The organism is Coraliomargarita parva (genome assembly GCF_027257905.1).
Classification (GTDB): Bacteria; Verrucomicrobiota; Verrucomicrobiia; order Opitutales; family Coraliomargaritaceae; genus Coraliomargarita_A; species Coraliomargarita_A parva.
In genome coordinates, this window is sequence record NZ_JAPZEI010000005.1 from 336,547 (window position 1) to 357,974 (window position 21,428).

The following is a 21,428-nucleotide window of genomic DNA, read 5'->3' on the forward strand; positions in this document are numbered from 1 at the left end:
CTCATGTTCCTCCTCTGCTACAAGGGGAGGTGTCTGCGCTTGTCGCAGACGGAGGGGTTTGACTGGCGACGGACCACCCCGTCTGCCGCAGGTGCGTCATCCACCCCTCCTGCCAAGGAGGGGAACTTTGGCTTTGCTGGTTGAATGTTGTTTGTCGATGGGCTCGGAAATAGGGGATACTTGGCGGCAGGTTTCTGAAGCGGAGGTGCGACAGCGATTTCCGCCACGCTTAGAACTTCGCTGATTTTGGTTTCAGTTGTCAGGAATAGTCATGGCAGAGGTGTAATTACCGGTTGCCAGCGCTGTCACGGTTGTTTTCTCTTTGGGTTTTCATCATCAACACACCTTTTTGCACTATGATCGTCCAACCCCGTATCCGTGGATTTGTTTGTATTACCGCTCATCCGGTCGGCTGTGAAGCCAAGGTCCGTCAGGAGATCGAGGTCGCCAAGGCCGCCAAGCAGGACGGTGGGCCGAAGAAGGTCCTCGTGATCGGGGCTTCCACTGGATATGGCCTTTCCACGCGTATCGCAGCTGCATTCGGCCATGATGCCGCGACTTTGGGTGTCTTTTTCGAGCGTCCTTCGCAGAAGGGCAAGCCGGCCAGTGCGGGTTGGTACAATTCGGTGGCATTCGAGAAAGCCGCGCATGAAGCGGGGCTCTATGCCAAGAGCATCAACGGCGATGCCTTTTCCCATGAGATCAAGGCCCGCGCCATTGAGATGATCAAGGAGGATCTGGGACAGGTGGACTTGGTGGTGTACAGCCTGGCTTCGCCCCGCCGGACCGATCCGGACACGGGAGAGACCTACAAGTCCTGCCTCAAGCCGATCGGCCAGACTTTTACCAACCGCACCCTGGATACCGACAAGGGGGAAGTCAGCGAAGTCAGCATCGAGCCCGCAGACGAAGAAGAAATTACACAGACGGTCAAGGTGATGGGCGGTGAGGACTGGGAGCTCTGGATGAAGGCCCTGTCCGATGCCGGTGTGCTGGCTCCGGGAGTGAAATCCGTGGCCTATTCCTACATCGGGCCTGAACTTACTTGGCCGGTTTACACCAACGGTACCATCGGAGGCGCCAAGAAGGATGTCGAGCGCGCGGCCGCTGCCATCAGCGAAGCCTACGGTTGTGAGGCTTATGTCTCGGTCAACAAGGCGGTGGTGACCCAGGCCAGCTCGGCGATCCCGGTTGTTCCGCTTTACATTTCCATCCTGTTCAAGGTCATGAAGGAAAAGGGGAACCATGAAGGCTGCATCGAGCAAATGGTTCGCCTGCTCAACGACCGTCTTTACGGCGGCGACCTCCAGCTGGACGAAGCCAAGCGCATCCGTGTCGACGACTGGGAGATGGAGCCGGATATCCAGGCCGCCGTGGCCAAGGTCTGGCCGGAAATCACTTCGGAAAACCTGAATGCGCTGTCCGACTTCAGCGGTTACCAGCAGGACTTCCTGGAGCTCTTCGGTTTTGGTCTGCCGGGCGTGGACTACGAGGCCGATGTCGAGGTGGACCTTCCGCTGCCCAGCGGCGGTTGAGCCGGGCTGCACGCTTGTCCGGAGTCCGGGGCGCCCCGGGTGTATTGAAATCATGTCCTTACGGGCCGGGCTGCGCGTGGACATCATTTTAGTGGTCCAGAGGGCTCGTGCTCTGCGTGGTTTGATTCCTGCTTCTGGACGGGCATGCTATCCCGCCTGAAGTTGTGGCTGCGCCCACACTCGGAACGTAGCCCCGGCATCCAGCAGATCGAGCGGGGTACGCTGCTATTTGTCTTCATCCTGCTGGTGGGCACGGTCGGCTATGAGCTGATCGCCGGCTTCGGCTATGTCGAATCCCTCTACATGACGATCATCACGATCTTCAGTGTTGGCTACGGGGATGCCGGTGTGGATACGGCGGGGGAGCGTTTTTTCACTATGGCCCTGATTCTGTCCGGGACGACCATCGGCCTGTATATTGCGGGTGGTGTTATCCGGATCATAGCGGAGGGGGAAATCAACCGGGTTGTCGGCAATCTCATGAAATCCAGAAATATAGAAGGCCTTTCCGGTCACACCATCATCTGTGGCTACGGCCGCATCGGCCAGATCATCGCCCAGGAGCTTGAAGAGGAGGGCTTCTCCTTTGTGATCGTGGATCTCGACGAAGAACGCATCGCGATGGCGGAGGAATGCGGTTTCCTCACCGTGCGCGGATCGGCGGAAGATGAGGCGGTGCTCGAGGACGCGGGGATCAAGCGGGCCAAGTCCCTCATTACCGTGCTCCCGATCGACAGTATCAATGTCTTCATCACGCTGACCGCGCGCAACCTGAACCGCAGCATCCGGATCATCGCACGGGGCGAGCAACCTTCGACCAAGAAGAAACTGGAACAGGCGGGCGCCGACGAGGTCGTCTTGCCGGCCGCGATCGGGGCCAGCCGGATGGCGGAAAGCATCCTGCGTCCCACCATCGTCGAACTCTTCGGCGACAGTAGCCGCATGAGCCTTCTGTCGAATGACCTCAAAGCGATGGGACTGGAACTGGACGAGCTTGCGCTCAACGCTGGCGATGAATTTGTCGGGCACTCGATCCGCGAGTTCGAGCAGAAGTCGCAGGCCAATTTCATCGTGCTGGCGATCCGGCGGGCGGATCAGTCGATCCTGCAACATCCGGCCCACGACACGATTTTAAAAGAAGGTGACAATCTCATCATCCTCAGCAACCCGGCAAACATTACACCCATTCTTAACAGTCACACGCGCCGGCGGGAGCTGGCTTGATTCGGAGTAACTATGCGAAATTTAGTGAGCCGGGTCTCGCAAGGCGCGTTGCTTGCTTATCGAGGACCTATTTTCCATAATAACTTTCGGGTGCATGAACTCAAAGAGTTGCATTTCGTTCTGTAAAATGGAACAAGGGGCTTTCTTGTGCTACAAAGATGCCCCGGATGTTTACTTCATTGAATAAACTCACTGTCTGCTGCTTGTTCGGCGCTTCCGTTTTGCTGGCCGAAGAAGGGGCGGTGGATGTGCTGACCCTACAGGAGGCTCTGGACGAGGCGCTGGCTTACAATCTTGGCTTGGTTTCTTCCCGTTACTCTCCGGCCAATGCACAGGACGATGTCATCATCCAGGAGTCGGCTTTTGACTTTGAACTATTCGGTTCGGTTTCGACCAGTGAGCGTCAGTCGGCTGCCAGCTCCAGCAGTCTGGACTCGACCTCGCTGCCGGAGAGCGCGAGCCGTTCGGCCCGGGCCGGGGTGGACAAGTTGTTCAGCACCGGCGCCTCCATTACCCTCGATACGAATATCAGCCGGAGTACGTCGAACAACAACTCCGTGCGGAATCCGGATTACGGCTCGGACTTCGGCCTGAGCCTGCGACAGCCCCTGCTCAAGGATGCCTGGTCCGAGGTCAATCTCGCGCCGATCGCCCGGGCTCGCGCTAACGCACAGCAGTCGGAATACGCCCTGCGTTCGGATATCCTCGACGTTCTGGTCGATACCGAGATCGCTTACTGGAACCTGTCCTTCGCCCGTGCGGCCCGCGAGTTGATCCAGTCGAATCTCAAACTGGCGACAAACCTACTTGAGGAAAACAAGGAGCGGCAACGTCTGGGCCTGGTCACCCCGTTGGAGGTGCTCCAGTCCGAGACCGAATTGACCAACCAGGAGGAGGATTTGATCGAGGCCGAGCGCGGAATTGCGGATGCGGAGGACGCCCTGCGCCGCCTGATGGGCAGCACCTCGTTTACACGAACCATCAATGATTCGGTTTTTGTCGAGGTCCTGCCGGTCGCCATGCCGCCTCTGCGCGAACTCGACAAGGTGGTGGCCGATACCCTTGCGACCGATACCGATGCCAAAACGCAGGAGCTCGCGATCGAGGTGCAGCGCATCAACCGGCTGCTGGCCCGAGACGACACACGACCGGATCTCGATCTTTTCGGCGGCCTGACCTATCTCGGACGCGATAACAACGGGGTCGATTCTCATCTTGGTGCGTACCATGCGGATGGATACAATTGGAACGTCGGCTTGGAGGTACGCTTCCCCTGGAGTTTTCGTGATGCCCGAGCCCGGGTGCGGCAAGCCGAGCGCAACCTGGAGCGCGCCGAGGTACGTCTCTATGATATCAAGCAGGAAAAGGCGCTGGCCGCCCGGAATGCCTGGCGCGCGGTCCAGTCCGGCCTCTTGCGGATCGAAGTCACCGGCAAGGCCTTGCGCCTGAACGAACAGAGCTTCGAGCAGGAGCGTGCGCGTTACGGGGAAGGGCTGGTGCCCTACCGCAGCGTGCTGGAAGCACAGCGCGATCTCGACCAGGCCCGGCGGAGCAGGCTTTCCGCGGTCATTGAAACACTGCGTGCCATTGCCAGCCTCAGCCGGGTGGACGGCAGCATCCTCGAACGAAACGGCTTTACCTGGGACGCGATGGATTCGATCTCCGGGCCCGCCGATCTGGACTCACACCCACTATTGAACGATTTGGAGACTCAACCATGAAGCGTTTGCTCATCACCTTTGTCATTCTTGCTGTTGTGGCCTTTGGGGGCTACAAGCTCTTTGATTTTGTTGCCAAGAACCGGGAAAAGGATGAGCCGGGCATCCGCACCGATACGGCCTCGGTGCGCGACCTGGAGTCAGTGGTCACGGCAACCGGTGAAGTGCTGCCGCTGCTGAGCAGTGTGGTGAAATCCGAGATCAGCGGTCGCATAACCGTGATCCATGTGGAGGAGGGTGAATCGGTCGAGAAGGACCAGGTCCTGCTTGAGCTCGACCGTACCAGTCTGCAGACCCGTGTACGGGAAGCCGAGCGCAGTTTGCAGGCAGAGCAACTCAAGCTCGACAAGGCCAAGCGTAATTACGACCGGCTCAAGGCGCTCTTTGCCCGTGAGTTCGTGGGCGAGCAGGAGTTTCTCGATGCGCAAACCGATTTTGAGCTGGCGCAGCTGAACCTGGAAATTGCCGAAGCACGCCTTGAGGATGCGGAGGACGATCTGTCCAAGACTACGATCATCGCGCCGCACGACGGTGTCGTGACGCTGTTGGATGTGGTCGACGGCGAGGTGATCTCCGGCGCGACCTCGGTCTCCAACGGAACCGAGATTCTCACGATCGCGGAACTGAAGGAGCTTTTCATGGAGGCAAAGATCAACGAGGTCGATGTCGAACGCTTGCATCTCGGCCAGGAGGCACGTTTACGCTTCGATGCGATTCCCGACTTCAGCCTGAAAGGGAAGATCAGCGTGATCGCACTGTCCGCACGCAAGGAAAACAATGTGCGGGTCTTCCCCATCGAAGTGGTTTTCGAAGCCTCCGATAACCGGGTCCGTCCGGGGATCAGTGCCACGGTTGATATTCCGATCGATTCGGTCAGTGATGCGGTCTCGGTGCTCCTGTCCGCGGTCTTCAATGACGATGAAGGAGAGAGCTACGTCTTTGTGCAGAAGGGGGAAGGCTGGGATCGGTGTCCGGTCGAGGTCGGGATCAGCGACTTGCAGCATGTCGAGATTCGCTCCGGCCTGTCGGAAGGCGATGTGGTCGCCCTGAGCCGTCCGCCCGAATTCCGGTCCAATGACTGAGTCCGCCAATATTTTCGAGCTCTCCGGGATCCGGCGTACCTACAAGGTCGGCAGCGAGCTCGTGCATGCCCTCGACGGGGTGGACCTGGCGATCCGTGAGCGTGAGTTCATCGCGGTGATCGGCACTTCGGGCTCCGGCAAGTCGACGCTCATGCACGTGTTGGGTTTCATGGACAGCCCGACGGCGGGCAAGATGATTTTCGAAGGTGATGATGTCTCGGACATCAGCCGTGGGCAGCGTGCGCTGCTGCGTGCCAGCCGGATCGGTTTCGTTTTCCAGGCCTTCAACCTGCTGCCCCGGTTGACTGTTTTGAACAATGTGCTCCTTCCGCTGACCTACAGCCGCCGGCGGGTGAACGACAAGTACCAGCGCGGCATGAATGCGTTGGAGCGGGTCGGCATGGCCCACCGTGCCACGCATACACCCAACCAGCTTTCAGGCGGGGAGCGCCAGCGCGTGGCGATCGCCCGGGCCCTGATCAACGAGCCGCGGCTGATCCTGGCCGACGAGCCGACCGGAAACCTCGATACCAAGAACCGGGGACGCATCATGGAATTGTTCAGTTCCTTGCTGGACGAGGGGATCACACTCGCGCTCGTCACGCACGATGACGAGGTGGCTCACTATGCCGGACGCCGTATCCGCATGCAGGATGGCAAAGTCGTGGAGGACTCCCGCTCATGAATCCGGTCGGTGATATCTACACGGGCTGCAAGAACGGCCTCGGTGAGGTCTGGTCCAACAAGATCCGCTCGCTGCTTTCGATGAGCGGCATCATTCTCGGGGTCGCGGCACTGGTCGCGATGGTCGGCATCGTGCAGGGCATGCTGGGCAATATGAGGGCTTCCTTCGAGCGCAGTGGCGGTATCCTCAAGCTGGAGGTGCACAGCCGGGAGGCACCGGAGTCACAGCAGCACATTGCCGGGATCTCGCCGGGCATGACTTGGCGCGATGTGGTGGCGATCGAGCGTTCCACCCCGCTGGCTGCCTATCTCACCCCCATCGTGGACATGCGCTGGGAGCGCTTCATTGCCAACGGCCGGCGCGAGGGGGCGATCCTGCATGGGGTGACGCCCGATTTTATCAGCATCCAACGCCGCAAGGTCGAGTATGGCCGCTTTATCTCCGATACGGACATCGCCTCGCAAAGCCCTGTCATCGTGATCGGGGATCATATCCGGCAGCGCTTGTTCCGTGACCAGACCAATGCGGTTGGCCAGCAGCTGCGTATCCGCGGTCAGGTCTATACTGTGGTGGGCCAGCTGGATCCGATCGACAATTCCGTCGCGGGCCAGCGCAGCTTTAACTGGGAAAACCGGCTGAACTACATTCCGGCAACCACTGCCATGAGCCGCTACAAGGGTGACAACTCGGTCGACCAGATCCATATCCTGGCAGACCGTCTGGAGGAACTGCCCGATCTCGTCGAGCAAATCGAGAATACGCTCACACAGACACACCGGGGCATTCGTGACTTTGAGGTCCGGACTCAGGAGGAGCGTCTGCAGGACATGCAGAAACTCGAGAATTCCTTTACCTACTCGCTCGGCGGCATCGCCGGGATCTCCCTGCTGGTCGGTGGCATCGGTATCATGAACGTGATGCTCGCTTCAGTCAGTGAGCGCATCCGCGAGATCGGGGTGCGCAAGGCGATCGGGGCCCGCAGCCACGACATCTTTATCCAGTTCCTTGCTGAGGCTGTGGTCATCAGCGTACTGGGCGGCTTGCTGGGCCTGGCCGTCAGTGTGGGCCTCCTCGGCCTCGCCCGCGACTTCATTCCCGACGGCGGGGCGATCAGCGTGCTGCCGGTGACTGCCATGATCTACGGCTTTTTCTTCAGTACCACCATCGGCCTGGTTTCAGGCATCTATCCCGCCATGCGCGCCGCCCGCCTTGACCCGATCGAGGCCCTGCGGTACGAGTAGAGCAGAGCCCGGAGGGCTCTGCGGAGGGCTGAAGGCTGAGAGCTGAGGGGGAGTGGCAGGGGAGTTGAACGTTGTTCGAGATCCGCTGAAGTTCCTCCTCTGCTTGCAGGGGAGGAACTTCAGCGGCGAAGCCGGATGTCTGCGCTTGTCGCAGACGGAGGGGTTGACTGGTGACGAACCACCCCGTCTGCCGCTGGCGCGTCATCCACCCCTCCTTCGCCAAGGCGGGGAACTTTTAGTTGGGCAGACGGAATGCGTGATCGCAGATTCCGATCGCGAAAGCGATTTCGACCCGACTCCAGTCAACGATCAAGTTTTAACTAACAACGCGTACCTGCCCGCGATCAGAACGGGGGTTCTTCGTCGAGAATCTCGTCGGCCGGGTCGAAGGGGGGCGGTTCGTCGTCTGCGGCGGAGGCGGCACCGGACTCGATGCGCCAGGCAACCAGGTTCACGAAATACTTGCCGTTCCACTCGCGGCCGTTGATGTCGAAACTGACTTTAACGCTGTCGCCCTTCTTGAGCTTGTTGACCAGCTCGACCTTGTCTTTCAGGCACTCAAACTTGATGTCCTGGGGGAATTTATCGGCTTCGTTGGTGACCACGAATTCACGCTTGTTGAAGCCACTGGCGAAGGTTTGTTCGTCGAAAATTTCTTTAACGGTTCCGGATAGTTCGTATGACATCGCCTCAGGAAAACAGAGCCGTTCGGCACTGCAAAGCTTTTGTTGGAAAAGCTTAGTGTTTGGGTGATGCTCCCGTGGATTTGACATGCTGTAGCGGCGCCTGCCTCAAACGTCCTGGCAGGAACATATAATACCACTACTATTGAATTATGGCGTTTCAAGAATCCGTCATCGACGTGACCGTCGATGCTACGAAACCGCCCGAATGTAGCATACGGCGTAAGCCGGATGATGACTGAGGGCGCTGGAGTTATTTCGACTTAGTAGTACTTATACCTCCTCCGCATCGATAATCTCGGTGCCCGCCTGCGCGGTGGCGATCATGGCATTGTTCAAGCGGTTCCGCATCACGAAATAGGCGATCATGGCGGGGATGCCGATGACCAGTCCGGTGGCGGTGGTAATGAGCGCCTCCCCGATATCGCCGGCGAGAAGCTCGGGACGTCCCATGCCGCCACGGCCGATGGTCTGGAAGGCGCTGATCATGCCGCTGACCGTACCGAGGAGGCCGATCATGGGGGCGACGGAGGCGATCACATTCAGGTAAGTGACCCACTGTGCGACCCCGTTTTCTTCGGCTTCGAGGTTTTCGACGAAGAGCTCCTCGGCTTTCTCGCGGTTCGCCTTCAGCTTTCTGAGTGCGGGGGCGAGCGCGCGGCCCAGCAGGGTATTGGTTCCGGAGAGGTGGTTCCGGGCCGACTCGAGGTCGCCTTCCGCCACGGAGTTGCCGGCCGCTTCGGTTTGTGCGGGGGTGAAGAACTTCCGGGTATGGGTTTCACGCCAAGCGTAGAAGATGAGGAAGAGCATGGCGAGCGAGCAGGCGCCGAGCGGGTACATGGCCCAGCCGCCCTGCTGGATGAGTCCCCAGAGGCTGAGGTCGGCGCCGCCGGCAGTGGTGGTGTCGGCGGCTACTTCCGCGCGGAGCATGAGCGGGCAGCTCAGGAGTAATAGGAGCGGCCTAAGTCTGGGACGGGGTGCTGTCTTCATCTTTCTTCAGGTGTTGTTGGATGGCATTTAAAATGGGACCGAGTTCGGGGTTGTCCTTCGGCCAAACCAAGGAGCGGGCCTCCATCTCCCTGTAGAGGCGTTTGGCATAGGGGACATCGCGCAGCTGCAGAGCGGCGCCGATGGCCAGAGCATAACAGTCGGGGAGCTTGTCCTGCGGGCTGGGAGCGGCGAATACGATGGGGCGCAGTGCGAGTTCGAGGGCGGCCTCCGGCTCTCCGGAGCGCAGATGCTCCATGCCCAGGACAAAATATCCGAGTGCGGAGCTGTCGTAGGGCTTGCGCTCCCGGACCCAGTCCCGGGCCAGCGGCTTGGCTGCCGCGTAGAGCTGGAGGATATAGTAGCTATCGAGGACATCATCTTCCAGCTTGTGGATCGCGTCCTCGTTGGCGATCTGCGGCTTGATCCGGTCCGAGACCCCGATGGCGCGGGCCGGTTGCGGCGAGCGGAGGATGAGGTGCACGTAATAGACAAAGAAATGGGACTCCGCCGGCGGCAGCAATGGGATCAGGTTCACGCGTTGGGCGTACAGGCGGTCCATTAGCTCCAGGGCGTCCGTTTGCCGGCCGGCTTGCATCCACTCGAGCGCGAGTGTCTTGTAGCTTTCGCCGGGGACCTCGATCCGGGCGATCGCCTCGCTGTCAAAGGTGTAGATGATCTCTCCGGAGCCTTCGGCGGAGGCGAGCTTCAGCTGCGTGCTGTTGACCTCGACCGCATGACCGCGAAGCTGTTGTCCATTTTCCAAGTGCAGGGTGATCGCTTGTTCGAGCTCGGCCTCAATGCCTGCCAGGAGGGGCTCCGGTAGTGCGGCCAGTGAGGCGCGTCCGGACAGGAGGATTGCGACCGCTATGGCCATCGGCTTCCTGCCTTCGATCCTCGGATGTCTTGGACGATTCACGGGGCCAGCTCCTTGGTCGGGGGTGCATGTTCGGCCAGTTCGCTTTGCGAGGCGGCTGCGGCTTGCAGGGCGGGCAGCTTGGCTGCTGCTTTCTCGAACAGCGGATCCTGTTTGAGGCGCGGGTCGGCCAGCATCTCTTTCAGTGTGTTGCGGGCGGCCACCGCATCGCCGAGCTCCTCGAAGAGCAGGGCGCTCTGCCAGTAGGCCGGGGCTAGCAGTTCGGGGTAGGCACGGTAAAGTGTGTAGATGCGTTGCCAGTAGGCGATCGCCCGTTTCGGGGCACCGGTTTCGCTTTCGATCCGGGCCAGCGTGGCTAGGGCCCGAGCATGGGGCCGCCCCCGCATCTCCTTGATCTGCAGAACCTCATCGAGTGCGGTGCGGGCGAGCGCATAGCGTCCTTCGCGGACGAACAGGTCGGCGGCCAGCAGCCGGGCGTCCGCCGCCAGCGGGTGTGTGGGGGTCTCCTCCAGGAAGCGTGCCAGCCAGCGCTGTGCCTGTGTCAGGTGGCTGTTTTTCGCTGCCAGCCGGGCCTTGCCGTAGTAGGCGGCGGCGCGCTCAAAGCGTTTCGGGTAGCAGGTGAGGATCTGTTCGAAATAGTCGTCCGCCGAGTCATAGCCGCGCTCGGCCAGAAGGATACCGATCTCCGCGAGGCAGGCCACGTCCTGTTGCTCGATCGGTACGAGGCGGTGGATGTTGAGCATGGCGGCCTCGGCGCTGGCCTTGCCCGCGCTCTTTTCCAGCCGCTTCGCCTGAAAGCGTGTGAGGCGCGCATACCAGGTCAGTTCGACGGTTTGCAGGCTCTGCTCCGAGGTGTCCTGAAGCCAGCGGTCGAAGCCGGACGAGATGTCCGGGTTGCGCCGGTAGAGCGTGGCATAGGCGGATAGGATCGAACCGACCGCCCGGGCTTCCGGTCGGTTGCCGAAGCGTTGGAGGGCGGCTTCATAGAGGGGAAAGGCTTCGCTTGCACGGCCCTCCTGTTGCAGCGACCAGCCGATCCAGTAGAGTGCCTCGCTCACCCGGGGCCTGCTTGCCGCGTCTTCCCGGTCCACGTAGGACTGCAGCTGTGTGCGCAGCAGGTCGTAGCGCTCCAGTGCACGGTAGATTTTGGCGCACTGGAAGACCGCGTAGTCGTACAGTTGGGCATCGTCCGCCGGTACCTGCCGAAAGGCGGCCGCTGCCTGGATGAGCTCGCCCTGTCCCATTAAACTGTCCCCGCGCAGGGCCTGCGCTTCCGGCACGCGGTGGTGGTCCGGAAAGGTCTTGATGAGCTTGTCGGCACGCCGAATGGCCGCCTTGTAGTCGCGCAGTGCGTAGTGCAGGTTGGCGATCCGGTACTGGATCTCCGGATACAGGGGGTGCTTGCGGCTCTTTTCGCGCAGGCGTTCGAGTTGCTTCAGCGCCGTGGCATAGTCCTTTTCAAAAAACCAGGTCAGCCCGGACCAGAGCGCCAACTGGGTGTGCAGCTCCGATTTGGGATAGCTTGCCAGGGCTGTTTCAAAGCACTCGCGTGCTTCGGCGGGCCGCTCCAGTGAGCAGAGATTGTAGCCGCGGGTGAAGTACCAGCGGGGGGCCTGCTTGTCCTTGGGGAAATTGACGATCAGCTCGTCCAGTACGGCAATGGCATCGCTGTAGCGGCCTTCGGCCTGATAGGCGCGTGCGATGAGGAACAGCGCGGCGTTGGCTAAGGCATGGCCCGGGTGTGCTTCGAGGAAGCCGTGAGCCGTTTCGCGTGCCTTGGCCCACTGCTCCGCTTCACACAAGGCAAGGGTCCAGCGGTAGTGTGCTTCAGCCCTGATTTCGGACGTATAGGCCTCGTCCTGCGCGATTTCACGAAAGAGCAGGCGGGCTTCGCGGTGGCGTCCGGCGAGCAGGTAGGCCTGCCCCGAGCGCAGGTACAGGCTCGGTGTGTAGTCCTCCATTTGTTCGAGCCGAGACTGCTGGCGTTCCAGGCGTCCAATCAGCTGGCGAATATGACTCTTCCAGATACTGGAGGCAAAGACGCCTTCCTCCTCGGCCAGTCGGCGGGTCGCCTGCAAGCGTTGCGCCTGTTGCTTGAGCAAGCTTTCCCGGGGGAGGGCCAGCCGGTAGGCGCGAATGGCCTGCTCCGGTTGTGAGGCGCCCAGCAACAGGTCGCCCGCGTCGATCGCCGCGAAGGTCAGGATGGCGATGTCCGGCATCTGACTGACCTGCCAGTCGGTGGTAAACAGCAACTCCTGCACGAGCTCCGTTCGCCCGCTTTCCCCTGCGATCTGGAGTGCACGTAGGCGCCCCTGCATACGCAGGGTGGCCGGCGCATCGCTCCGGTAGAAGCCGTTCAGGCGTTCCAGTGCCACATCGGTTTCGCCGATTTCATAGCACAGTTCGGCCTCCTGCAGCAGGGCGAGTCCCGCTTCCCGGGTGTTGGGGAAGGACTCTTGGAAGCTCCGGAAGCTATGGGCTGCGAGGGACAGGGCCTGTGTCTGGGCCTGGGCAATGGCTGCGTTGTAGAGCGCAAAGGCGCGAAGGCCGGGGGAGAGGTCCGGCTGACGCAGCAGCTCGGTGAATTCGACCAACGCATCCGTCGGCCGGTCGGCCATCAGGGCCGCGTAGCCACGCACGGGGTGCAGGATCCGCTGGAAATCAGGGTCCAGGTATTCCGGCTCCTCCCCGTAGTCCACCTCCAGCGTCTCGAACTGCCAGTAGGCCTCGCCGTACTGTCCCGCGGTAAAGGCTCCCACCGCCAAGTCGACCTGCTCCTTCAGGGTCGCTGCGGCCGAGCCGGCAGGCCCCCAGCAGATTCCCAAACACAGCAGGAGTGACCGGGCGCGGCGCGGGAGAGGCCTATTTAGACGGGTGTGTGGCATTTGCAAACAATACAATGATGAGCAAATTGAAAAGCTTAGCACTAGACCGTTTATTCGTTTAAAACAAGTCTCGAAAAGGGCATTGACAGCGCACTCAAAATTGATGCTATCCGAGGCTCTTTTGGATACGGGGCGTAGCGCAGCCTGGCTAGCGCATCTGCTTTGGGAGCAGAGGGTCGCAGGTTCGAATCCTGTCGCCCCGACCAAAATAACCTTCACGCAAGTGGAGGTTTTTTTTGTCGTAGGGCGCCAGAGATGCGAACCTGCGAACAAGCAGGTTTGACGTAACAGTTTCAGGAACGAATGTTCCGCCCGGAAAATGTGGAGATGGCGAAGCAATCCTGCCTGTCCGCCGTAGCACACAGTGCGAAGGTGGATCGCCCCGACCAAAATAACCTTCACGCAAGTGGAGGTTTTTTTGTCGTAGGGCGCCAGAGATGCGAACCTGCGAACAAGCAGGTTTGACGTAACATTTTCAGGAACGAATGTTCCGCCCGGAAAATGTGGAGCTGGCGAAGCAATCCTGCCAGTCCGCCGTAGCACGAAGTGCGAAGGTGGATCGCCCCGACCAAAATAACCTTCACGCAAGTGGAGGTTTTTTTTGTCGTAGGGCGCCAGAGATGAGAACCTGCGAACAAGCAGGTTGGTCCGGTTCTCTGCAGTTGCAGAGCCCGGTCATGTCGGCCAAGGCCTCGGAAGGCGCAGGATTTCAGTCCCGCAAATCTTGCGGGACGCCCGGAAAATGTGGAGCTGGCGGAGCGATCCTGCCTGTCCGCCGTAAGAGTGGGGGCTCGTGGGACGTGAATTCGACTTTCTCGGGCAAAATACCTAGACAGGAATCGTAATGGGAACTAAAAACAGAGCATTCGACCGTTTGTGTTCGAGCTTCGACAGTCTCCCGATTTTAAGGTGTTTTACCAGGATTCACCAATAGCGGTAGCTTGCCCGCATTCAGGCAGCCTGAATCCGCCGTACACGCCATACTTTACGCCTCTAGCGCCGTGAGACAATCGCGTTCCGTGAAGGTGAAACGATACATAATACTCAGCGTTGCTGTTCTTCTTCTTCTTTTGGGGCTTGGCGGATTCGTCTACCAGAAATGGATTCGTTATAACCAATACGCATCATGTGCAAATTGTCGCCATCAAATTGCTTCGGCAATGGAGCAGTATGCGCTTGAGCATGACGGTTGGTATCCACGGGGTGATGGCAAGGCTTTGGACATTCAGGTAAAGGAACTCGAAGCGTGGTTGCCTGTTCTTCAGGCGCTTACAAGCCATGCGCAGAGCCGGAAATTATCCGACGAATGGAAACGGACGGGAGTGATCAACCCGGATCTCTGCTGTCATCATTACAACATGGGAATCAATGCAAAGAATGCACCTCGCGGGGCTATCGTGATGTATTACTATAAGCCTACGAAGTGGGAATGCTGGATGCACAAAGAGGATTTTATCGGCAGGCCGGTTTTCAGCGATGGCTTATGGGATTTTATCCCAGAGGCTGAGTTTCAACGTCGTCAAGATATGACGCTGGAATACTTGGAAACTCGAGCGAAGGAAGGTCCAGTCAGTGGTGCCGGCAGCGTGGGCGGCTATGCAGCCACTCCACCGGCCCAGCCCTAGCGCACTTTAATATCAGGCCATGAAAATTCTTCAGGCACTTATTCTCATCTTTCTGCCAGCGTTCGGCGTGCTTGGCGCGAATGCTAGCATAAGAGTCACCGGTGAAGTGAAGCGAGAGAGGGAAATCAAGTGTTCACCGGAACTCACCTTAGGAGTGGCGCTGGGGGAGGCCAATGGATGTGATCGCCTCGCATGTTGCATCTTCCTGAAAACGGAAAGGAATGGAAAGGTTGAAATCGTTTGCCTGAGAATAGAAGAATTAAGAGAAAGAAAGGAGTTCATCTCCGTGCCCCTGAAGGATGGAGATTGGATTCATGTTCTGGCTCGCGGTTACATGAATCCACAGAGTTTTCCAAAGGGGTGGAGGTCCACCACTTCGATCTCTGAGGATGCGCCACTCAAATTTACAGGTTATCTAGAATGGAAGGCCGCATCAAACGGTGGTATCAACTCCGGTCGTTCCGGTCAGCTTTAGGGTTGTTGTGGTTCAAGACAAACCGGATTAAAGAAAGAGAGGGCACTTGCCAGATTCGATGCCACCGGGCACTCTGGAAGCTGCATCCAGTCGGAGGTCTCAACTCCGTTTGCTCGACCCCTCGCTCACTCATTGAGATTCCTCCACGTTCGATGAGATAAAATTTCCTAAACAATAACTCAAAATAAAGGATTAACTATGGCAGGGTTCGGATTCGATGCGGAAGCTATTTCAGCACGAGGTAAAGCTGGCGACATGTATATTGTTCAACAGGTTGTTTTAACCGAGAAGTTTCTCGGAACTGGATCTGGAGCATCAAGCCTAACGAACTTGCAGGCAGCAATTAACAAGCAAGTGGCTAATGGCTATAGACTTCACACGATCTCGACTACTTCGTCAGGGTCCAAGGGTTTTTTGTCAGGAGATAAGATTCAAGCCACAATGGTTTTCGAAAAGGTTCTCTAGCGATCGAGTCTTCTAAGGAGATCGGCTCGATTCTGGTGGCCGAATCCATGCACCAGATGGGGGGGCACATATGTTGTGCATTATCATTTCTTTGTGATGTCCCTGATTCTTCTCTCTGCGACTTACCATATCAACTTGCTGAGGGAACTGAAACTTCAACCGGAGTGATTGAAATGAAAAGAATCTACACCGTGCTTCTCTTCCTTGCAGCAACACTGTCTTCTCATGGGATGGACCTGCCCCGGAAAGAAGGGTTTAGTTGGTGGGAAATTGATACGCTTAAGGCGGCATTTCTTGTTCCAGACGGGTGGCACAAGAAATCGACCGTTCGGCAAGACACTCTGGGGTACTACATCACTAAGGAAGAAATCCTTGGTGGGCGTGGGACTTTCACAACAGGCTTATCCCTCAATGTATATAAGGACTTTCAGGCTAAAAGGGGAACAGACCCTGTCAGGTTCATCCATGACTTTCAGCTCGGCTTTTCGAAGCACGCAAAGATCCTGAAAGAATGGACTCGGAGGATTGGGCCATTTGATTCTTATGGGTTTTTAAGTGAAGGAGTTGTCGGTGGTGTCTCCACGAAGGTCCATCATCTCTTTATTGTGAATTCAAAGACCGGAACTCTGTACTATTTCTTCTTCGAAGCGCCAACGAGTGAATTTGAAGAGGCATGGGTATGGGGAGAGCCCATGATAAAGATGCTCTACATTGACGATACAATCTAAGTCCAAGCAGTTGGCAGCCCCCTCCGTCTGCGGCAAGTGCAGCCTCCGGCTTCTCTCCGATACGCCGTGACAGGCCTCCCCAGCGCGCACCCGTCTTCGTCTAAGACTACGCCGAGCGAGGGAGGAGGAGCTTGAATGGATCTCCGGACAAGCTCCTTCTGAAAGTGGTGTGCCCGCTTGGGCCGGTTGAAAGCGTTTCCGGTTCGGCACAAGGAACTGGACGTATGGCGCTTAGCTGGCTACGTTAGTTGTTCAAATGTTGGAATTGATTATTTTAATCCGATTTTGCGTCAAGGCTGGTGAGCAGCTAAAGGCGAAGGGCTACAAGCCATTGAAGTATTATTTCCTGTTTCCCGTCGCGTGGTTCGGAATGGAATGCCTGACGGCAATTCTGGTGGGGTTTATTTATGCGTTCGTCACCCGGGGGCAGGGCGAGCCGAACCTCGCGATCATTTATCTGCCCGCGCTACTCGCGGCATTTTTGAGTGCGGTTTTGCTCAGCAAGCGAATCGAGAAAAAGCCCAAGCTTGAGGCGGCGACGCCGCCTCCTTTTCCGGCATAGGCGTGAATGTCCGGGGCCGAGGCGCGAGGCGTTCGGCAGGCTCTCGGCGCAGTACGAAACAATCGAGTTACATGAAAACACTGATCGGATCACTTTACATCGCAGCGGTCTTGTCGGGACTGGCGGGTTTATGGTTCTCGGTCGTGCCGACGCTGAGCTATCTCTTTAGCCGCTTCGACGGGGATTTTACCTATCGCCCGTTGGAGAGCTTCATCTACCGGGAGGGTGTCTTGTTCATGCTCTCGCTGGGGGTGCTGATGGTCGCGCATATCGGAGTACATCTTGCGCCGGTTTTCGATTCGGAAAGCTGCGGCGAAGATGAGAAGGAAGCCTTGAGCAACCTCTCGGGCACGCCATGGGATCCGAAGCGAAAGGCCCCCGGCCGGGACTAGGGACGTATGGGGACTGAGCATCGCGACATGCCGCGGATCTTGAAAACGAGAACCCGGATTCCCCATGGCAGCCATTTTAGTGTACGCTCCTCGCGAACTGTTCTATCTACCACAATGAAGCCCCGCACCCACATCACCATTATCTGCGCTTTTGTTTTCTTGGCCGGTACGCTGACTGGTACGCCGGGTGGGGAGGATTGGACGGACAATGTCTCAATGCGCCACCAGTTCGTGGAAGACTTTGATCATGACGGGGACCTGGATCTGCTGCGCTCCCAACCGGTTTCCAGTTTTGGAAATGCGGGGGGCGGGTTTAAGCTCTACCTGAGGGAAGGGGATCATTACGAGGAGGCCGGGATGCTCTTTGCACATCCGAAGGCCGTCGCGCTGGAGCATGACTGGCGGCAATCAAGGATCTGGGTCTATCTGCGGGGCGGAGGGAACGTGGGCAAGCTCGGCTACCATGTGCTCCGGGATGAGGTATTGGGTGAATTCCAAGGGATCGAGATCAACCCTGGAGACGGCGGGACGGAGCTGAGTAATGCTCTGTTGGATACGATCATGGATTCGGCGAGCACGATCCATTCGACACTTGTGCAGACGGATGGGGCATTTCCGCGAGTTCCGCAGGCTGACGAGGGGAACGATGCGCACCACGGTCCGTTTGCGGTAGATGCGCAGGTTTCCCGGGTGCACCTGAGGCAACTGGAGCCCGCTTCGGATGAGGCAGACGCGAGTCATCCCCAATATCTTTTCACTGTTCCGGGCCAGACGGATAGGAGTTTGCTGTTAATCCGGCGGGGCGAGGGTTGGACGGTGGAACTAACCGTGAATGGAGAGACCGCATTGAAGCCGACCCTTTTTAGCAGCTACGGGACTGTCGGCGTGATCACCGCGCGGACGGCGGATTTGAATAAGGATGGGGTGGAGGACTATGTCATTGAGTCCTATTCCGGCGGTTGTGGCCTTGCCTCCGGGCATTGTAATGTCGGGTTCGTCCTTTCGTCTGGAGAGGCATACGAGCTGACCACCGTTACAACGCTCTTCCCCGACGAGGGTGACTTTGTGCTGTTGGGCGGGGAGCCTTACTTTATCCATACGACACTTTTGGGCGTGGAGGCATGTGAGGACGGGCGTGGGCATAACTTCTGGGTCTATAACTTGTTCGGCTTCGAAAACGGCAGTATCCAAGTTGCGAATACAGCGGATCCTGCGTTCCCGAAGACGGTTTGGTACTCCTTTCGTCCCAACCATTCGGAGACGACGCTGTTAACGGATGCGCAAAAGGCCATATTGTGGCAGCAGTCATTAAGCGCGGTCTATTGGAAGCCCTGAAGGGGGTTGGGGTAGGATGAAGGCTGAGGGCTTCTGAGGGCTGAAAGTTGAATCCTGAGACCTGAAGGGGGCGAACCACCTCGTCTGCCGCTGTCGCGTCATCCACCCCTCCTTGCCAAGGAGGGGAATATTGGTTTGCGGGGCTCGAAACGCTGTAGGCTTCTGGCGCCCGCGAGCGGGCACGCCACACGCGGGAATCTGGCTATCTCGAAACGGATCTCAATCAACGAACAACATGCCAACGCCCGCCCTACTTCGTTTGCATGCGGTAGGCGCCGTTCCAATCGGCGGGGCCGCCGTCGGCGAGGAATTGCTCGCAGCGGGCGAGTAGGACCTTGGACGGGGTGGTGGGAGCGTAGTCACGGCAGGGCTCGAAGGGCAGGGCTTGCTTGAAATGCGAGATGGCGTCGGCCCATGCGCCGGCGTAGTAGCGCTGGAGGCCGGCTTCGTAGTGCTCGCGGCAGGCGCGGGCCTCGTTTGCGTCGATGGTGCCGTCCCAGAGCTCGATGACTTCGACCGGTTGGCTGCGGCCTTTGACGATGATCCGGTCCAGGCGCCGGTAGAAGAGGTCCGGCAGGGTTTCGAGGGCGGCGTTGAGGGTGGACTCGGTGATCATGGTATAGACCCCGTAGCTTTTGGCGCCACTTTCGCAGCGTGCGGCTAAATTGACCGAGTCGCCCATCATGGTGTAGTTGAAACGGACGCGGCTGCCCATGTTGCCGATGACGGCGTGTCCCGAATTGAGTCCGATACGGGTGCGCATGTTGGCGATGGGGTCCGGCCATTGCCCCGAGTCCGCCCATTGCCTGCGCAGCTCCGCGTGACGCTCCTGCATCCGAATGGCGGACTGGCAGGCGCGTGCCGCATGGTCTGGGATGGGCAGGGGCATGCCGAACATGGTGACAATGGCATCGCCGATATATTTGTCCAAGGTGCCGCCTTCGGCCTGTTGGGCATCGGTCATCGCGCTGAGGTACTCATTCATGAGCGTGATGAGCTCGGTGGGGGTGAGCAGCTCGGAGAGGGAGGAAAAGCCCTCCACGTCGGAGAAGAGTGCGGTGACCTCGGCCTCGGTGCCGCCGAGCTCCGGATCCTGCTGGGAGTTCACCATCTGGTCGACCAGCTCGGGGGAGACATAGGCGCCGAAGAGTGTCTTGATGCGGTGGCGCTGCCATTCCTCCGCCCCCAGTTTGAAGAGTACGCCGAACATGGCGGCGCTGACCGAGGCGGCCAGCGGGCTGATCAGGGGCAGGACAAAGTTCAGGCGCCCGAAGGCGGCAAAGACCAGCCCGGCATAGGCAAAGAGCAGGAGCACGGACGCCGTGCGGGTGAGGCGCCTGCCGCGTCCGCTCCAGAGGGCCAGAGCGGCGACGGCGATTGGCAGCACGATCATGATCAGGACACAGGATGCCGTATCCGCGTGGCGGATATAGGCCTCCTCCTGAAGGGTGCGGTAGATATTGGCATGCATACCGACCTTCGGGACCGGAGAACGGCTGAAGGGGGTGGGGGCCAGGTCTTTCAGGGTGGCGTCGACGGGGCCGAGGAAGATGACCTTGTCTTTGAACTGGGCAAACCATGCCTCCAGCTCCGCCACGCGGTTGGTTTCCCCCGACTTGTGCGCCTCGGCCAAGGCATGGGCCTGGTCGAGCACGGTCGCCATGCTGAAATGAGCGGTCTCGTCGGAGGGTTGCCAGCCTTCGAACCAGTTCAACTCCATGGTTTGTCCGCCGATGAGCGGGACACGCCGTAATACCTCGCCGTGCTTGCGGATGATGAGCGCGTCCTCCGTCCATTCCACGTCTTCGGCCCCAAGGCCGTGGGCGGCGAGAAAGACTTCCATGCCGAGGGTGAAGAGGCGGTGCCGGCTCCGGTCGGGGATGGCCTGGGTGGGAAATCCGTCGGCATCGACCAGCTTGAAGGTGCCGTTCTCGTGGACAATCCGGGGCTCGTTGAGAATGCCGCTGAAGTAGTTTAGCTGGCCGTTGATGAGCAGCCGGCTGAAATCGCTGCCTTCCGTATCGATCACGGTCAGGACCTTGTGGGGAACGACGCCTTTATTCAGGGTCTCATCGACATTGGCCAGACCCAGCCGCCCAAAGTCATACTGGATGATGGGAAAGGTGGGGGACTCCGGGAAAGGGACTTCGTCGGCTGCGACAAAGCCTTCGCGTCGCAGCGGCAGGATTTGCTCGCCTGAGGTGGTGCCGGTGTAGGCGGCGGCGAGGACCACGCGGTCCTGATAGCGCTCGATGATCTGGCCGAAACGGAGGTCGCCTTCCCGTGCCCGGTCGACATCAAGGAGGGAGCCGGTGCCCATGGGGGAGAAAATAATATCGATGCCCATGGCCCGGGCCTGTCCCACGCCCATCAGGGCATTGACCGTCTGGGCGAAGTTCAAGCGGTCCCAGGGTTTGTCACCGATCTTGGCTACGCTGGGTGCGTCGAGGTCGACAAAGAGGATGGGGGCGTTGCTCTGCAGCTCGCCGCGGATTTTATAGCTCCAACGCAGGGCCTCCTGCTCCAGTCCGTGCAGCAAGCCCAGCAGCCACATGCCCAACCACAGCAGGACCACCAAGGCGATGACCGCAAAACAGGGAATCAAGTGGCGGAGACCTCTCACTGTCTGCACATTAGAACGGCTTCAAGCGTATGCGCGATAAGATATTTGGGGCAGAGGCTGAGGCCTTTGGCCTCAGGAGGGCTGAAGGCTGAAAGCTGAAACCTGAAGGGAGGAGTCTGAAGGGCTGACGTAGCTTTGAGGAAGGGTAAAGGCTGAGACTTGAAAGCTGAGGGAGGCCTGGAGGGGTCAGGACATGGGTAACAGTTTAGGTTCAAGACATAGGTAACACTTCGTCAGAGCTTGGTGACAGTTGTTAGTATTATTTTTGTAGGTGTTTACGAAGCTTTTTGGGTGTTGCCCTCTCCT

At 58.8% G+C, this 21,428-nt stretch carries 18 protein-coding genes and 1 tRNA gene; 14 read left to right on the top strand and 5 right to left on the bottom strand.

Annotated elements, in window-relative coordinates:
- Nucleotides 1-356 precede the first annotated feature (356 nt).
- The 6 genes from fabV (at nt 357) to O2597_RS09880 (ending at nt 7,485) form a co-directional block, all read left to right on the top strand.
- Nucleotides 357-1,535 (top strand): enoyl-ACP reductase FabV, encoded by a 1,179-nt coding sequence (fabV, locus tag O2597_RS09855; protein ID WP_269524415.1) that lies wholly within the window; start codon nt 357-359, stop codon nt 1,533-1,535.
- 144 nt (nt 1,536-1,679) lie between these two features.
- Nucleotides 1,680-2,759 carry a potassium channel family protein gene (locus O2597_RS09860; RefSeq protein ID WP_269524417.1) on the top strand — a complete coding sequence of 360 codons (1,080 nt, stop codon included), beginning with the start codon at nt 1,680-1,682 and terminating at the stop codon, nt 2,757-2,759.
- Nucleotides 2,760-2,926: 167 nt separating this feature from the next.
- Nucleotides 2,927-4,480 (top strand): TolC family protein, encoded by a 1,554-nt coding sequence (locus O2597_RS09865; protein ID WP_269524418.1) that lies wholly within the window; start codon nt 2,927-2,929, stop codon nt 4,478-4,480.
- Nucleotides 4,477-5,559, top strand: a complete 1,083-nt coding sequence (locus tag O2597_RS09870) for an efflux RND transporter periplasmic adaptor subunit (RefSeq protein ID WP_269524419.1) — start codon at nt 4,477-4,479, stop codon at nt 5,557-5,559. Before O2597_RS09865 ends, O2597_RS09870 begins: the two co-directional genes overlap by 4 nt.
- On the top strand, nt 5,552-6,244 hold the full coding sequence (locus tag O2597_RS09875) for an ABC transporter ATP-binding protein (protein WP_269524420.1): 693 nt from the start codon (nt 5,552-5,554) through the stop codon (nt 6,242-6,244). The genes O2597_RS09870 and O2597_RS09875 overlap by 8 nt, the downstream gene beginning before the upstream one ends.
- A complete protein-coding gene (locus O2597_RS09880; RefSeq protein ID WP_269524421.1) occupies nt 6,241-7,485 on the top strand; it encodes an ABC transporter permease in 1,245 nt (414 codons plus the stop codon). Before O2597_RS09875 ends, O2597_RS09880 begins: the two co-directional genes overlap by 4 nt.
- Before the next feature lie 344 nt (nt 7,486-7,829).
- On the opposite strand, the gene O2597_RS09885 is transcribed toward O2597_RS09880, so the two are convergent.
- From O2597_RS09885 to O2597_RS09900, 4 genes are all read right to left on the bottom strand, one after another.
- Nucleotides 7,830-8,171 (bottom strand): DUF3127 domain-containing protein, encoded by a 342-nt coding sequence (locus O2597_RS09885; protein ID WP_269524423.1) that lies wholly within the window; start codon nt 8,169-8,171, stop codon nt 7,830-7,832.
- Nucleotides 8,172-8,441: 270 nt separating this feature from the next.
- Nucleotides 8,442-9,158, bottom strand: coding sequence for a MotA/TolQ/ExbB proton channel family protein (locus tag O2597_RS09890; RefSeq protein ID WP_269524425.1), 717 nt, complete (start codon nt 9,156-9,158; stop codon nt 8,442-8,444).
- Complete coding sequence (locus tag O2597_RS09895; protein ID WP_269524427.1) at nt 9,130-10,074, bottom strand: hypothetical protein; 945 nt, start codon at nt 10,072-10,074, stop codon at nt 9,130-9,132. The genes O2597_RS09890 and O2597_RS09895 overlap by 29 nt, the downstream gene beginning before the upstream one ends.
- Entirely contained in the window at nt 10,071-12,917 is a 2,847-nt protein-coding gene (locus O2597_RS09900; RefSeq protein WP_269524430.1) for a tetratricopeptide repeat protein, read from the bottom strand. The genes O2597_RS09895 and O2597_RS09900 overlap by 4 nt, the downstream gene beginning before the upstream one ends.
- A 128-nt stretch (nt 12,918-13,045) precedes the next feature.
- Here O2597_RS09900 and O2597_RS09905 point away from each other — a divergent pair.
- The 8 genes from O2597_RS09905 (at nt 13,046) to O2597_RS09935 (ending at nt 18,499) form a co-directional block, all read left to right on the top strand.
- Nucleotides 13,046-13,123: transfer RNA gene (locus O2597_RS09905), tRNA-Pro, on the top strand.
- 819 nt (nt 13,124-13,942) lie between these two features.
- Nucleotides 13,943-14,542, top strand: coding sequence for a hypothetical protein (locus tag O2597_RS09910; protein WP_269524431.1), 600 nt, complete (start codon nt 13,943-13,945; stop codon nt 14,540-14,542).
- Nucleotides 14,543-14,561: 19 nt separating this feature from the next.
- Entirely contained in the window at nt 14,562-15,017 is a 456-nt protein-coding gene (locus O2597_RS09915; protein ID WP_269524432.1) for a hypothetical protein, read from the top strand.
- Between the two features lie 198 nt (nt 15,018-15,215).
- Complete coding sequence (locus O2597_RS18620; protein ID WP_345783007.1) at nt 15,216-15,482, top strand: DUF4177 domain-containing protein; 267 nt, start codon at nt 15,216-15,218, stop codon at nt 15,480-15,482.
- Nucleotides 15,483-15,655: 173 nt separating this feature from the next.
- Entirely contained in the window at nt 15,656-16,210 is a 555-nt protein-coding gene (locus tag O2597_RS09920; RefSeq protein ID WP_269524435.1) for a hypothetical protein, read from the top strand.
- Nucleotides 16,211-16,466: 256 nt separating this feature from the next.
- The gene (locus tag O2597_RS09925; RefSeq protein WP_269524436.1) at nt 16,467-16,772 is read left to right on the top strand and encodes a hypothetical protein; all 306 of its coding nucleotides are present in this window, start codon (nt 16,467-16,469) and stop codon (nt 16,770-16,772) included.
- Nucleotides 16,773-16,843: 71 nt separating this feature from the next.
- A complete protein-coding gene (locus tag O2597_RS09930) occupies nt 16,844-17,164 on the top strand; it encodes a hypothetical protein (protein WP_269524437.1) in 321 nt (106 codons plus the stop codon).
- 114 nt (nt 17,165-17,278) lie between these two features.
- Nucleotides 17,279-18,499, top strand: coding sequence for a hypothetical protein (locus O2597_RS09935; RefSeq protein ID WP_269524438.1), 1,221 nt, complete (start codon nt 17,279-17,281; stop codon nt 18,497-18,499).
- Between the two features lie 250 nt (nt 18,500-18,749).
- Here the strand turns inward: O2597_RS09935 and O2597_RS09940 are convergent, their stop codons facing one another.
- Complete coding sequence (locus O2597_RS09940; protein ID WP_269524441.1) at nt 18,750-21,122, bottom strand: adenylate/guanylate cyclase domain-containing protein; 2,373 nt, start codon at nt 21,120-21,122, stop codon at nt 18,750-18,752.
- Between the last annotated feature and the right edge of the window lie 306 nt (nt 21,123-21,428).

What these genes read in the sequence shown, in the direction of transcription:
- fabV (WP_269524415.1), top strand. Translation starts at nt 357, where the DNA reads ATGATCGTCCAACCCCGTATCCGTGGATTTGTTTGTATTACCGCTCAT.
- O2597_RS09860 (WP_269524417.1), top strand. Translation starts at nt 1,680, where the DNA reads ATGCTATCCCGCCTGAAGTTGTGGCTGCGCCCACACTCGGAACGTAGC.
- O2597_RS09865 (WP_269524418.1), top strand. Translation starts at nt 2,927, where the DNA reads ATGTTTACTTCATTGAATAAACTCACTGTCTGCTGCTTGTTCGGCGCT.
- O2597_RS09870 (WP_269524419.1), top strand. Translation starts at nt 4,477, where the DNA reads ATGAAGCGTTTGCTCATCACCTTTGTCATTCTTGCTGTTGTGGCCTTT.
- O2597_RS09875 (WP_269524420.1), top strand. Translation starts at nt 5,552, where the DNA reads ATGACTGAGTCCGCCAATATTTTCGAGCTCTCCGGGATCCGGCGTACC.
- O2597_RS09880 (WP_269524421.1), top strand. Translation starts at nt 6,241, where the DNA reads ATGAATCCGGTCGGTGATATCTACACGGGCTGCAAGAACGGCCTCGGT.
- O2597_RS09885 (WP_269524423.1), bottom strand. Translation starts at nt 8,171, where the DNA reads ATGTCATACGAACTATCCGGAACCGTTAAAGAAATTTTCGACGAACAA.
- O2597_RS09890 (WP_269524425.1), bottom strand. Translation starts at nt 9,158, where the DNA reads ATGAAGACAGCACCCCGTCCCAGACTTAGGCCGCTCCTATTACTCCTG.
- O2597_RS09900 (WP_269524430.1), bottom strand. Translation starts at nt 12,917, where the DNA reads ATGCCACACACCCGTCTAAATAGGCCTCTCCCGCGCCGCGCCCGGTCA.
- O2597_RS09915 (WP_269524432.1), top strand. Translation starts at nt 14,562, where the DNA reads ATGAAAATTCTTCAGGCACTTATTCTCATCTTTCTGCCAGCGTTCGGC.
- O2597_RS18620 (WP_345783007.1), top strand. Translation starts at nt 15,216, where the DNA reads ATGGCAGGGTTCGGATTCGATGCGGAAGCTATTTCAGCACGAGGTAAA.
- O2597_RS09920 (WP_269524435.1), top strand. Translation starts at nt 15,656, where the DNA reads ATGAAAAGAATCTACACCGTGCTTCTCTTCCTTGCAGCAACACTGTCT.
- O2597_RS09925 (WP_269524436.1), top strand. Translation starts at nt 16,467, where the DNA reads ATGTTGGAATTGATTATTTTAATCCGATTTTGCGTCAAGGCTGGTGAG.
- O2597_RS09930 (WP_269524437.1), top strand. Translation starts at nt 16,844, where the DNA reads ATGAAAACACTGATCGGATCACTTTACATCGCAGCGGTCTTGTCGGGA.
- O2597_RS09935 (WP_269524438.1), top strand. Translation starts at nt 17,279, where the DNA reads ATGAAGCCCCGCACCCACATCACCATTATCTGCGCTTTTGTTTTCTTG.